At 67.2% G+C, this 13080-nt stretch carries 12 protein-coding genes; 9 read left to right on the top strand and 3 right to left on the bottom strand.

Annotation, left to right across the window (positions count from 1 at the left end; all coding sequences use genetic code 11):
* Positions 1-136: 136 nt before the first annotated feature.
* The 7 genes from rpsL (at position 137) to Poly30_RS19465 (ending at position 5448) form a co-directional block, all read left to right on the top strand.
* Positions 137-511 carry a 30S ribosomal protein S12 gene (rpsL, locus tag Poly30_RS19500; RefSeq protein ID WP_145201119.1) on the top strand — a complete coding sequence of 125 codons (375 nt, stop codon included), beginning with the start codon at positions 137-139 and terminating at the stop codon, positions 509-511.
* A 148-nt stretch (positions 512-659) separates the two neighbouring features.
* A complete protein-coding gene (rpsG, locus tag Poly30_RS19495) occupies positions 660-1154 on the top strand; it encodes a 30S ribosomal protein S7 (RefSeq protein WP_145201116.1) in 495 nt (164 codons plus the stop codon).
* Positions 1155-1514: 360 nt separating this feature from the next.
* Positions 1515-1952 (top strand): type IV pilus modification PilV family protein, encoded by a 438-nt coding sequence (locus Poly30_RS19485; protein WP_145201113.1) that lies wholly within the window; start codon positions 1515-1517, stop codon positions 1950-1952.
* 26 nt (positions 1953-1978) lie between these two features.
* The gene (locus Poly30_RS19480) at positions 1979-2605 is read left to right on the top strand and encodes a hypothetical protein (protein ID WP_145201111.1); all 627 of its coding nucleotides are present in this window, start codon (positions 1979-1981) and stop codon (positions 2603-2605) included.
* Entirely contained in the window at positions 2602-4416 is a 1815-nt protein-coding gene (locus Poly30_RS19475) for a hypothetical protein (RefSeq protein ID WP_145201108.1), read from the top strand. Before Poly30_RS19480 ends, Poly30_RS19475 begins: the two co-directional genes overlap by 4 nt.
* Entirely contained in the window at positions 4413-4883 is a 471-nt protein-coding gene (locus Poly30_RS19470) for a hypothetical protein (protein ID WP_145201105.1), read from the top strand. The genes Poly30_RS19475 and Poly30_RS19470 overlap by 4 nt, the downstream gene beginning before the upstream one ends.
* 43 nt (positions 4884-4926) lie before the next feature.
* Positions 4927-5448 carry a ribosome biogenesis domain-containing protein gene (locus Poly30_RS19465; protein ID WP_145201102.1) on the top strand — a complete coding sequence of 174 codons (522 nt, stop codon included), beginning with the start codon at positions 4927-4929 and terminating at the stop codon, positions 5446-5448.
* Between the two features lie 20 nt (positions 5449-5468).
* On the opposite strand, the gene Poly30_RS19460 is transcribed toward Poly30_RS19465, so the two are convergent.
* Positions 5469-6779, bottom strand: coding sequence for a DUF1552 domain-containing protein (locus Poly30_RS19460; RefSeq protein WP_145201099.1), 1311 nt, complete (start codon positions 6777-6779; stop codon positions 5469-5471).
* 131 nt (positions 6780-6910) lie between these two features.
* Here Poly30_RS19460 and Poly30_RS19455 point away from each other — a divergent pair, with 131 nt between their 5' ends.
* The gene (locus Poly30_RS19455) at positions 6911-7720 is read left to right on the top strand and encodes an SDR family NAD(P)-dependent oxidoreductase (protein ID WP_145201096.1); all 810 of its coding nucleotides are present in this window, start codon (positions 6911-6913) and stop codon (positions 7718-7720) included.
* A gap of 5 nt (positions 7721-7725) precedes the next feature.
* Here Poly30_RS19455 and Poly30_RS19450 read toward each other — a convergent pair whose 3' ends face one another.
* Positions 7726-9546 carry a DUF1592 domain-containing protein gene (locus Poly30_RS19450; RefSeq protein ID WP_419190393.1) on the bottom strand — a complete coding sequence of 607 codons (1821 nt, stop codon included), beginning with the start codon at positions 9544-9546 and terminating at the stop codon, positions 7726-7728.
* A 97-nt stretch (positions 9547-9643) separates the two neighbouring features.
* Here Poly30_RS19450 and Poly30_RS19445 point away from each other — a divergent pair, with 97 nt between their 5' ends.
* On the top strand, positions 9644-10747 hold the full coding sequence (locus Poly30_RS19445) for a carboxypeptidase-like regulatory domain-containing protein (RefSeq protein WP_419190392.1): 1104 nt from the start codon (positions 9644-9646) through the stop codon (positions 10745-10747).
* A gap of 159 nt (positions 10748-10906) precedes the next feature.
* Here the strand turns inward: Poly30_RS19445 and Poly30_RS19440 are convergent, their stop codons facing one another.
* Entirely contained in the window at positions 10907-12700 is a 1794-nt protein-coding gene (locus Poly30_RS19440) for a Kelch repeat-containing protein (RefSeq protein WP_419190391.1), read from the bottom strand.
* Positions 12701-13080 lie beyond the last annotated feature (380 nt).

Raw genomic sequence — 13080 nt, 5'->3', positions numbered from 1 at the left:
TTCAGCCCCCGGCGGGCCAGACGCATCAAGTCTGGCCCAGGTGGGGTTGACCCGTGAATTTCCCTCCGTACACTCTTACGCCGCTCCGCTGTTTTTGGCCCTTCGGCCGCCGCGGGGGCGATCCCTCAGTAACGCGATGCCCACAATCAACCAGCTCATCCGCAAGGGGCGCACGAAGCCCGTCAAGCGGTCCAAGTCGCCCGTTCTCGAGTCCTGCCCGCAGAAGCGCGGCGTGTGTCTCCAGGTGAAGACCCAGACGCCGAAGAAGCCGAACTCGGCTCTCCGGAAGATCGCCCGTGTCCGCCTTTCGAACGGCAAGGAAATCACGGCCTACATCCCCGGTGAGGGTCACAACCTCCAGGAGCACTCGGTGGTCCTGGTCCGCGGCGGTCGCGTGCGTGACCTCCCCGGTGTTCGCTACCACATCCTCCGCGGAACGCTCGACACCTCGGGTGTCGATGGTCGCCAGCAGAGCCGTTCCAAGTACGGGTCGAAGAAGCCCAAGAAGTAAGCCCAACCCCCCCGGGTTGCGGAGGTCCCAGCGGACGGCGCCGTGTTTCATCGCGTCACGCCGCCCTCCTCTCCCTCGGGCGCTTTCCTTATCGGATAGCTGCCCCTGACCGCCGCCCCGGACCGGCTCCAGAACTCAAGAGACCAATATGCCCCGTAACTTCAAGTCAACCGCTCACTTCGTCAAGCCTGACCCCAAGCTTGACTCACCGCTCGCGTCCAAAGTGGTCAACCAGATCATGCAGGACGGCAAGAAGAGCACCGCTCAGTCCGTTCTCTACAAGGCCCTCGACGTCGCGCTCGGCAAGCTCACCGACGTGGAAGGCGAGAGCAACGAAGAGAAGCAGGTGAACATCCTCACCAAGGCCATCGAGAACGCGAAGCCGAACGTCGAGGTTCGCTCCAAGCGTGTCGGTGGTGCTAACTACCAGGTCCCGCGCGAGGTCAAGAAGGCTCGTCAGCAGTCGCTGGCGATCCGCTGGCTCGTGACGAACAGCCGCAAGAAGAAGGGCAAGCCGATGCACCTGCGACTCTCGGAAGAGCTCGTGGACGCGTACAACGGCACCGGCGCCTCCGTCACGTGGAAAGAGAACATCCACAAGATGGCGGAAGCGAACAAAGCCTACGCGCACTTCGCGCGCTAAAGCGCGCTCGTTGATGTTTCTGGCCCATCCCCTGACGGGGATGGAGCGTGCGCGCGTCTGGGTGTCCTGGGTCTTCGATATCTCGGGCTCGCTTTTGGCTCGGTTTGTCGGGCTGATGTCTAGGAGCGTCGACTGTGTTTGGCAGGGGAAGCCCCGCTCGGAGAGATCCGGGTGGGGCTTCTTCGCTTTGGGGCTGGGGCTGGGGCTGGGGCTTGGGCTGGGGCTTGGGCTGGGGCTTGGGCTGGGGCTTGGGCTGGGGCTTGGGCTGGGGCTGGGGCTGGGGCTGGGGCTTGGGCTTTGGCTGGGGGCGTGGTGGGGTGGCCTCGAAGAACTTTCTCAAGGGCTCTGGGAGAAGGGTCGATGGGTTCTGGTGTGGACTCTTTTCCTCTCTCCGGAAAGTGTGGTCGGGGTCGGGCTGGCTTCACCATGATCGAACTCAGCGTTTCGGTGGCGGTTCTTGTCACCGTTCTGCTGGCCTCGATGCAGGGCAATCTCTCCGCTCAGCGGTTGTCGTCCGACGCGATCGAGACCCAGCGGGCGGTTCGGGTCATGGAAGCGGCTCGGGCCTTGCTCGAGGATGCGGACGTGGCGGATGTCGCGGATGTGGGGGGCGCGGTCGAGCCTGGATTGGCGCTGAACCTGGTGGGGGTACTGGACGGGCAGAGCGTCGTCTATTCGCTCCCTGACTGGGTTCCTGGGACCCCTGTCCCGTCTCCGCTCGGCGTTCGACTGACATTGACCTGGACCTCGGGTCTCGGGCAAGCGCGCTCCTATTCCGTCCTGGATGCGGTTCGATGAGGAAGCACTCTTCGAAAGGGGGGTTCATGCTCCTCGAGATCATGATCACCCTGTCGATCTTCGCGGGACTCCTCACCATGTTCGCGCTGTCTCTGGACACGGCGGAGGACGACCGAGGGTTCCAGGAGCACCTCGACCTGGTACGAGAGGATGCTCAGAAGGTCCTGCTGGAGGTTCGAGAGGTGCTCAGCCAGACGCAGGTCGTCTCCGGGTTCCCGATCGTCTTCCCCGGCAACACGATCGGCGCCGCCTTTCCGGCTCTCGTCCACGGCCCGGCCAACGTCAATCCGCCAACGCCCCAGTGCCAGGAGCTCGCGTTCCTGACGCCGAGCGACGCCGATGGCGACGGCTGGCCCGATACGAACGCCGGTGGATCGATCGCCTGGTCCGGAAATCCGGCGGCGGTGACCTGCGTCGGGAATGCCGACGGCACCAACCGAGTGCGCCTCGTGGCCGCGAACGGCGCGGCCCGGGTGCTGTCCCGAAGGATTCGCAGCATCGTCATCGATGACTCCGCCAGCACCGGATTCACCATCCCACTGAGCGCCCTGCGCATCACCGTTTACTACGACCGCGATCCGGAGCGGCCCAACCTGCCGGCTGAATCGCTCCAGACGACGCTGCTCCTCTCCAGGGACGATCTCCTCCCGTGAAGCTCCCCATCTCCCCCTCGAACCCATCACGTCGAAACAGCGGCGTGGTGCTCATCTGGTCCGTCTTCGCCGCGATTCTGATCCTCGGGTCGACGTTCGTGACCGCGACGCTCTCTCGAACGGCGAACCTGCGAGCGCAGCTCGCGGTCAAGCGTGGCGGCGCCGAGGCCCTGAGCCACGCCGCCGTGGAAGCCGCCATGGAGTCGATCCGGACGCACCTGCGCAGGAACCAGGAGCCGCCCGTTACGGGCACCTTCACCGTGGACGGCGAGGTCGCGACCTACACGATCCAGCGCGAGGCTGCGCCGCTCAACCAGCGCACGGTGGGCGGGCTCCAGCAGTTCGGCTCGATCTTCCGGGTGGTGGGAACCGGGACCGTCGGGGACATCACGAAGTCGACGCGTCGGATGGCTCGCGCCTCCGTGATCCCGGTCTTCCAGTTCGCGATCTACTACGAGAACGACCTTGAGTTCTTCAATCCGGCGCCCTGGGAGATCAAGGGCCGCATCCACTGCAACTCGGACATCTACGTCAGAGTCCAGGCTCCCCTGACGTTCGACACGAACTACCTCCACTGCGCGGGGTCCTTCTATGGGCGTGCGCCGCACGCCACCTGGGCGCCGATCGCGGGCGTGGAGCCCACGATTCGCCGCTGGGTCGCGGATCCGTTCGATCCTTCCGCCTGGGCCGACTGGTCCGCGCTTCCGATCGTCGAGACCTACGCAGCCTCGGGCGTCACGACTTCCGGCGGACTGGACACCGACTTCACCGGCGCTGACCTCAACGGCGACGGTGACTTCACCGACGCGAACGAGTACGCCTCCTTCCTCGCGGGGACGGTCGGACTCTTCGGTCCCACGGGCGGCGGGCCGGAGTCGACGCTGATGACCTCCGAGCACGGCGTGCTGCCGCTGGCGCCTCCCGAGGCCGAGGACTTCTCTCCGTTCACGCCGACCGTCGGCGGCGACTTCGTCTACGACCCCGTGGCCGACGCGTACACTCCGGTGACGCCAGGCTCCGGCACGCACTCGATGGGTAGCTACCACAAGGAGGCGGGCCTCGTCATCCGGACCCTCCCCGACGGCACGTGGAGCGCGCGCGACGAGACCGGCGCTGACCTGACGGCGGCCATTGCGTCCGCCGTCACCTCGGGCTCGATCTACGACACGCGTCAGGCCGCCGACGGCCCCGGCTCGCTGCAGCAGCTCGAGCTCGACCTCGGCGCACTCGCGGCCTCCGGCCACTTCCCGGCCAACGGCCTCATCTACATGGTCGGCGAGGGCGCGGGCACCGGCACGGACGCCAAGGCGTTCACCCTGAAGAACGGCGCGACGCTGCCGAGCGGCCTGACCGTCGTCACGCCCAACTCCATCTACCTGCAGGGCGACTACAACACGAACTCGCCCAAGCCCGCTTCGCTCATCGCCGACGCCGCGAATCTGCTCTCGAACGCCTGGGACAACTCCAAGACTCCGGGCACGCTTCCGACAGCGACCGAGACGACCTACAACGTCTCGATCATCGCAGGGGACACGCCTTCCACGTCCTCAGGAACGAACGGGGGACCGCACAACCTACCGCGTCGTCACGAGGACTGGACGGGCGTCAACGAGTACCTCAACGGCTCGATCGTCTGCCCGTTCCGATCCCAGTACGCCACGGCCGACTTCGTCCTCGGCGGGAACTACTACTTCCCGCCGGATCGCTTCTGGGCGTTCGACGAGCGAAACAACGATCCCACCACCCTGCCCCCGTTCACACCCATGACCGTCGAGGTCGACGCCATGGTGACCTGGAGCGCCAAGCCATGAAGCAACGCAAACTGATCCGGTTCGTCTTCCCCGAGCTCCAGCGCCGCCTCGTCGCGGTGGCCCTCGCCTGCGTCGGCTCCAGCGTCGCGATCGGCGTCTGCCTCGTGGCGATCGCGATGCACGGGCTGGCGGGCGATCTGCCGAACGACGGTGACCTCGTTCTCGAGTCGATGCCGCGTGCGCTCGTGATCGCTTCGGGCATCGGCGTCGCGGTCGCACTCCCGGTGTTCGCCATGATCGCGCTCGCCATGACCATGCCGCTCATGGGGGTGCTCTACCGGCTTCAGCAGTTCCTGACGGACACGGCCGAGGGCCGGGAGACCGCCGAGTGCGAGCTGCGGACGAACGATCCGCTCCAGGATCTGTGCTCGCTGCTCAACCAGGCCACGCGGTCCCAGCGAGCTGCGAACGCCGCTGGCAAAGGATCGCGGGAAGAAGGTTCAGAAGCCTCGCAGCGCGCCGCCTGAGGCCTCACACGTCGCCTGCGCCAGGCGCTACCCTTGGGGTCCCATGCCCGACCCAGTTCCAGGCCCAGACCGACTTCCCGAGTCCGGCTCGGGCGCCAGCTCGACGCTCGACGTCCTCATCGTCCGTGACCCACGCGAGTCGGCGAAGAAGTGCTCCCTCATCCCGCTGCGCGGAACGCCCGGGATCGAGTTCGTCGCGTACGAGGGCGATCGAATGGTCGACGCGACTGGCCGGGTGCTCCTGGACCCCGAGGGGGAGCTGATCTCCGAGGAGGACCGCGGCCTGCCGCTGCTGGTCCTGGACTCGTCGTGGCGTCGGCTGCCGAAGCTCGCGAAGACGATTTCTGGCGATCCTGTGCGCCGCCGACTTCCGCCGCTCGTGACCGCGTACCCGCGCCGCTCGAAGGAGTTCGAGGACCCCTCCGAGGGCCTCGCTTCGGTCGAGGCCCTCTACGCAGCGCTCGTGCTCCTGGGTGCCAGGGACATCGAGTACCTGCTGAATGACTACCTCTGGAAAGATGAGTTCTTGGAGAGGAATCGTGCGGCCCTGACTTCGGCTCGGTAGCGCGGTCGCTCTGGGTGGAATCAGGTCACAGCGTCCAGGCCCCGAAGCGGGCCCGTGGCGTCCCCGAACGGTTCCTCGCCTGCGCCAAAGGCTGACTGGATCGAGGTGAAGAGATTGCAGAGCGGCGTCAATTCCTTCTGCCGCACATGGACGCCGCCCCGGAAAAGGCCGCCCCCCAGGAGCGTCGGTAGGTCCTTCGGGTCGTGGGCGTTGCCGTCCGCGAGCCCCGAGCCGAACAGCACGGCGCAGTTTTGAGCCAGGGTCCCGTCGCCTTCCGGAATGGCCTCCAGCCGCTGTACGAAGCGCGCGAACTGCTCGACGTGCCAGCGATTGATGAGCGCGTACTGCGCCATCATCTCCGGCTTCTTCTCGTGGTGGGAGAGCGGGTGGTGCCCGCCCTCGACGCCGCCCAGGAAGGAGAAGTTCTGGCCCGAGACCGCGTTGCCGAACATGAAGGTCGCGACGCGGGTGGAGTCGGTGCGGAACGCCTGCACCATGAGGTCGAGCATCAGATCGACGCGCTCTGGGTAGCTCTCGGCGGCTTCGGCAGATGCCGGGTCGAGCCCCAGCGGCGACGCTGCTGCGTCGCGCGCTTCCATGGCGGCGATGCGCTTCTCCAGGGCGTCGACCGCGTGCAGATACTCGCCGAGCTTCTCCCGGTCCGCGCCGCCGAGTCGTCGGCCGAGGTCGCGGGCCTCGCGATGAACGAGATCGAGGACGCGCTTCTTGCGTCCGGACGCGGCGCCGGACCAGCGTACGAGACGCTCCATCGCTCGACGCGGCGAGATCTCGCGCGCGGCGGGCACGGTCGGTGTGCGCCAGGAGATGTTCGCGCCGTACACGGTGCTGTAGCCCATGTCGACGCGGTTGCGAACTGGCTCGACGCCGAGCACCAGCGACGCGAGCGGCGTTTCATGACCGATGTGTTCGGCGAGGTGCTGGTCGATCGAAGTCCCTACGCGGAGCTCGCGTCCACCGGTGCGCTTGACCGGTGCGCCCGAGAGCCAGGCCGTGGTCTTGACGTAGTGACCTTCGCCCACGCGGCACTCGTAGTGGCGGAGGTTGCCGAGCACCGACACCTGCTGCCGAATCGGCGCCAGCGGCGCGAGCGTGGGGGAAAGCTCGAAGTCCGCGCCCTCGGCCCCGGGCCGCCACGCCGAAGGCAGCATGCCGTTGGGACAGAACAACGCGGCGAATCGCCTGGGCAGCGCGGGCTCCGGCTGACGTGCCGAAGAAGCGGTGGCGGAAGCCATGGCCTCCAGCCAGGGCAACGCGAGCGCTGCACCCGTGCCGCGTAGAAGCGTGCGTCGATCGATGGGGTTCGTGCGCATTCGTACCCCGACGATGGCGCATACCGCCCGATTGTGCAAGGTCCGGGCTGCTGGGCCCCTTGAGTCCCGTTCGCGTTCGGACGAGGATCCCGCTTCGCCCGCTTCTCTCGCCACCTGAACCCTGCCTCCCCATGGACCTCGATCTCCACCAAAAGCACGCTCTCGTCACCGGATCCACCAGTGGAATCGGGCATGCCATCGCGAAACGTCTCCTCGAAGAGGGCGCGATCGTCACGGTGAATGGGCGCTCCGAGAAGACCGTCCAGGACGCCGTCGCCAGGCTCGAGTCCTCGGCCGGAGATTGGGCCGGGCGGATCCACGGTGTCGCGGCCGACCTCGGCACGGCGGAAGGCGCGCGCCATCTGGCGGAGGCCGCCGCCAAGATCGCGCCCGTGGAGATCCTCGTGAACAACGCCGGGATGTTCGAGCCCGTCCCGTTCGAGAAGATCACGGACGAAAAGTGGCAGGCCATCTTCAACGTGAACGTTCTGTCGGGCATCCGCATGTGCCGCGCTCTGCTGCCGGTCATGAAGGAGCGCGGGTGGGGCCGGGTCATCTTCATCTCCAGCGAATCAGGCCTCAACATCCCCACGGAGATGATCCACTACGGGATGTCCAAGTCCGCTCAGCTGTCGATCAGCCGCGGTCTCGCCAAGGAGATGAGCGGCACGGGTGTCACGGTCAACTGCGTGCTGCCGGGTCCGACCTGGACCGAGGGCGTCGAGACGTTCGTGGAGCAAATGGCAGAGGGCAGCGACAAGTCCAAGCAGCAACTCCGCGACGACTTCGTTCCCGAGAATCGGCCCGGCTCCCTGGTGGGGCGCTTCGGCGAGCCTGCAGAGGTGGCCAACATGGTGGCGTTCATCGCGTCACCGCTCGCGGCCATGACCACCGGCGCCGCCCTCCGCGTCGAGGGTGGGATCGTCGACTCGATCGTTTGAGGCGATCAATTCCGCGCGGTCATCGCACGGCAGAGGGCGACGCCGCGGAGGAGCGTCCGCGCGCGGTACTCGTCCTCGATGCAGGCGCGCACCGCTTCGTCGATCTCGATCAGGTCCACCAGCGTGGGCGGCCTGCCGACCGCATAGGTGAAGAGCGCGCTGGCGAAGGCCTCCAGGAAGCGCTCGGGATCGGCTGCGAGCGCTGACTTGAGGTCCTGGGGGCCCGAGAGCACGCGCCCGTCGGGGAGCGTCGCGCCCGGGAGGCCGACCTCCTCTTCGTCTTCTTTCTCGGGCGCTGCTTTCTCAGGCTCTCCCTTCTCGGGTTCGCGCCACTGACCGATGCCGTCGTAGCGCTCCAGCGCCAGGCCCCACGGATCCATCTGGTCGTGGCAGGCCGAGCACGCCGGGCTCGCGCGGTGCGCCGCGAGCCGCGCGGCGAGGGAGAGCTTGTCCTCCTGCTGGTCATCCTCGGGCAGCGTCCCCGCGTTCGGCGGCGGGGGCGGCGCGGGGGCGTGGAAGATTCGCTCCAGGACCCACTGGCCCCGCTTCACCGGGCTCGTCCGCAGCGGATGGGAGGTCACCGTGAGCACGCCCGCCATGCCGAGCACGCCGCCGCGCGCGTCGGTCTCGCGCGGGACGCGGCGGAAGCCCTGGTGATCGGCGTCCTGCATCCCGTAGTGCCTGGCGAGCCGACGATTGACGAAGACGAACTCGCTGTCCAGGCACTCCAGCGCGCTTCGATTCGCTCGGACGAGATCGTCGAAGAACTCGATCACCTCCAGGCCCATGGCCTCACGGAGTCCCTCGTTGAAGCCCGAGTAGCGCCGGACGTCCGGCGTGACGTCGCTGAGCTCCGAGGTGCCGAGCCACTGGGTCGCGAAGTCCTCGGCGAGTGAGCGGGATCGCCGATCGTCGAGCAGCGACTCCACCGCGCCGGCGAGTGTTTCGTCCTGCTTGAGTTCCCCGGCGGACGCTCGCGCCAGCAGCGCAGCGTCGGGACGGGTGCCGTGGAGGAAGAACGAGAGGCGTGCCGCGAGCGTGTACCCGTCGGCACGCTCGGTGGAAACGGTCGCTGCGTCGGCGGCGCCTTCGCCTTCGACGCGGTACAGAAACTCCTGGCTGAGGAGCGTCGCGCGCACGACGTCGAGCCAGCCCTCGCCTTCGTCCTCGAGCGCGAGCTTCACGCGATCCTCGACCTCCGCATCCGTCGCCTCGCGCGAGAAGGCCAGGCGCAGGAAGTCCCGGACCGAGTTCGCGTTCACGCTCGGCAGCTCGCCGTCCTGGGTACGCAGCGCCTCGACCACGTACTCGACGCACTCGTACCAGCTCTCGTAGTACAGGGGCGTGACGAAGAGCGTGTCGCCCGTCGTATCGAAGCCGTAGCCGGAAGCATCGCGCGGCAGGAAGCGCTCGACCGGCACGTCCAGGCCGAAGAGCTGCTTCAGCGTTCTCGCGATCTGGCGCCGCGTCATGCGCCTGAGCGTGGCGTGCCCGGGGTCGGGCTCGATCGATTTCGCGAGCGCGCGGACGCCCGCGATCCACTGCGCTCGCTCCTCGTCGTCGAACCCGCCGCCGGGCGTGTCGGACGGCGGCATGAACCCTTGACGGACCTGCGCAAAGGCCGTCGTCAGCAGTTCGAGCTGCTGCTCGGGCGACTCCAGCGCGGCTCCGAGATCGATGCGCTCGGCAGCGGACGCACCGGGGCTCCCGGAGCCTGTATGACAGTCGAGGCAGACGAGTTCGGTGAGCTCCCTGAAATCCAGTATCGTGCTCTCCTGGGCAGGAGGAGAGGCGACGGCGAGGGCCAAAAATACGTACAGGGCCATGCCCGAAAGGGTATCACGCTCTCGCGGGACAAGTTCGCTTCCGCGTCGCCGAGTGGTTTCCAAGCTCCGCGAAGCCATCGCCCAAGGACCTGAAGCCATGAAAGCCATCCTCGCCGCTACCGTGATCCTCGTCGTGGCGTTCCTCTACTGGGCACGCTTCGCGAGACCGTCGCAGGCGCCCGATCCGGTCGATCCGCTGGTGGCTGCGTCGACCGCGGGCGCCACGCCGGAGGCGTCTGAACTCGGCGTCCCGCGGTCCAGGAACGACGGGCCGAGCCGGGCCGAGGGCGAGGTTCCCGGGGAGAAAGTCCGGGAGAAGATCGAGGTCGAGGACGCCAAGTCCGGTGCTTCCGAGAGCGAAGAAGAGCCCTTCGTCATCCCGTCCGGAACCGTGCTGATGGGACGTGTCGTCGGCTCTTCCGGCGAGCCGGTGGACCAGGCCAGTCTCTACCTGCACGTGACCCCCTCGATGGTGGCGGACTGGGAGTTGACGCTCGACGGGAGCGGACGCTTCGCGCTCAAGATCGGTCCGCCTGGCAAGATCGAATTCCATGTGGGGCACCCGGAGTTCGGTCGATCCGAGGACCAGATCGCATGGCTGGAAGAGGGCGAGGCCACGGACGCGGGGACTCTTCTGCTGCTGGGGAGCGGCAGCATCCGCGGGCGTGTCCAGCTGACGGACGGGACTCCGGTGCCGGGTGTTCAGATGCGAGCGAAGGGCCTTGGCCTCGGCGACCCAGGGGGCTTCGTCGAGGGAGAGGCCACGTCCGACGCTGCCGGGAACTTTCATTTCCAGGGCCTCGCGGAGGGGCTGTTCGAATTGACGGCGCGAGGCCGAGAGGAGTTCGATTCGATCGGCACGAAGAGTTTTCGCACGGGCGAGACCGCAGCGGTGCTGACGCTCGATGCAGCGCTGATCCGGCTCTCGCTGCCGGAGGTGAACGGCGAGCCCGTGCCGATCCGCTGGATCAGCCTCAATCGTCCGAGCGATGGCCTCCCGGCCGCGCGCGACTTCAGCGGAGCCAGCTCGAAGACGCTCGGACGGAGCACGCTGCACTACGACCTGCTGTTGCCCGCTGGCCAGCGTGTGCAGGTCGAGGCGAAGGATGAGGCCGGGCATCGATTCGCGTCCGTTCTGGGCGATGGAGTGCTGGCTGGTTCTTACCGGGTGACCCTGCGACCGGACCGGGTCCCCAGGTGACGCGTGCGCTTTCTCCTGCCAGCGGATGCGTCAGGGACGTCGAACAGCCTGCAAAATGGAACTTTGCCCAGGCAGTGAGTGGTCTCCTTCTGCAACGCCATGGGGCCGCCAGCGAAGATTGATTCGCTGGCGGCCCCTTTGGGTTACGTCGAGGCTGGATTAGCGCAGTTCCACGCAGACACCGTCCGAGAAGTTGCTCGTCGCTCCGCCCGCCGGGTCGGCGTCACGGTTCCAGAAGGTGAAGTACCATCGGTCGCCCGCCACGCCGATCGAGGGCGGGTTGCCGGGGATGCTCGTGAGGTCGATCTGGAGAGCGACCTCGCCGTTCGGTCCGGAGTTCAGGATGTTGCCGGCGTAGCGGCCGATCTGGGTTCCGGTCAGGCAAAGCGTGCCCTGGGAGCCGCCCGGGTTGGCGATCGAACCTGCCTCGGGAGCGACGAGGAAGTAGCCGAAGCTCTGGGGCGGAAGGCTCGTGACCTGCAGCTCGATGGCGTTGGCGGCGGCGCTTGCGAGTCCGATGGCGCGGATGCCGGCCGGGTCGCCGGTCGAGTTTGGCGTGGCGGCGTGGCAGTAGACCTCGCCGATCGGACCGGCGTCGTTCGTACTGGTGAGGTACAGGTCGTACTCCGACGCCCCGGCGCTGCTGGCGCTGGAGAGAACGAGGTAGACGATCTGGGACGGAAGCCCGGCGCCGTTCAGCAGGATGCCCTCACTCGCCGGCACCTGCTTGAGGAGGTTCTGCTGCTCGTCGTAGAGGCTCAGTCGAAGGTGGTTTTGCTGGGCGCCGGTATCGACGTCCACGAACGTGTGGACATCGTCGCGGACGCGGACGGAGAAGTAGTGATCGAGGCCAGGGTTGATGACCCCGCCGGTGAAGGTCGTCACGAAGTCGAGCGCGACGGCGGTGGCGTATTCATGGGAGATGACCGGCGGCGGCAGGGGCGCCACGTCATCGCCGCAGGGGCCGTAGTAGCCGAGGCCGCCGAAGCTCTCCAGCTTGTTGGTCGTCGGCCAGATCTTGCGGTAGCCGCCCATCACCCAGATGCGCGAGCCCAGTCCGACGACCCGGTGCTGGTTCCGGCTCTCCAGCATGCTCGCCTCGACGTTCCAGGTGTTCGTGTAGGGACTGAACGATTCGACGGTGGGGACGGCGACCGGGCTCAGGACGTTGCCTCCCGTGATGTAGTGCCGGCCGTTTCGGCCGAGAGCGCCGGCCACGTTGGAACGCGGCGTGATCATGTCCGGGAAGGCGCCGCCGGTGTGTGGGTTCGTGTTGATCCAGACGTTGGACACCGTGTCGTAGCAGTCGATCTCCGCGTGGGTCGTCGCACCCGTGTTGCCGCCGTAGAGATAGATGTATCCGTCGCAGTCCTTGAGCGCGGCGAAGTTGCGGCGCGCACGCGGCATCGCCGGGCCCGCCGTCCAGGTGTTCGCGATCGGGTCGTAGATGTGCATCGACGAGTAGGTCACGCCGCCGTCGGCGTCGTTCCCGCCGAAGACGTAGATCAGACCGTTGGGGGCCGTGACGGCCTCCATGTTCGCCTTCGCGACGGGCATCGGCGCGAAGCTCGTCGAGTCCCAGGTGTCCGCGTTGACGTCATAGCGCCAGTTCGTCGTCGTGACGGCCGTGCCACCGACGCCACCGCCGAGGAGGTGGATGTAGTCCTGGCCGCCGATCTCGACGGTCGTGGCGGCCTCGTCGTGGCGCGGGCCCGGCATGTTGCCCATCACGAACCAGCCGTTCGTCCGGTGATAGCGCCAGACAAGGTCGCTCGAGCTCAGGCCCGGCGTCCCGCCGAACAGGAAGATCTGGTTCTGGCCCGCCTGCTTGGCGACGGAGGCGGCGTAGCGAATGGTCCAGCCCGGCTGGACCGGATGGGACGCGGTCCAGCTCTGCGAGAACGCGGGCGCGACCAGGAGGGAGACGGTGACAGCGCGAGTGACGAAGGACATGGGCGCGGGAGGGGGTGAAGGGTCTTGGGGGCACAAAGCCGGCTCGTTCCGGCAGCACATCCAAATGCCCTTCGCTCCTGTCAGCGGACAGCTAATTGGTTTCACTTCGCCGATCCTCGGCATCCGGTCGACCGATCGGGACCGAGGTCTTGGCCCACAGTCCTGTTGAAGGCTCTTCAGCAGAATCTGTGGGTCGGAGGCGCCTCTGTGATCGTGCCTGTCTTGAGGTCTGGGGGCAATTTCTGGGGGTGCAGGGGTGCAGGGGTGCAGGGGTGCAGGGGGCTGCAGGCGGGCTGGGCTGAGACCAATACAACCAAGGAAGCGGGAGAAGCGGGAGCTTGGGAGGCGCAGAGCTGGCTTTCGCGAGTTGGCTGGACGAA

Source organism: Saltatorellus ferox, from assembly GCA_007751475.1.
GTDB lineage: Bacteria > Planctomycetota > UBA1135 > UBA1135.
This window is presented reverse-complemented; position numbering and strand designations above follow the sequence as displayed.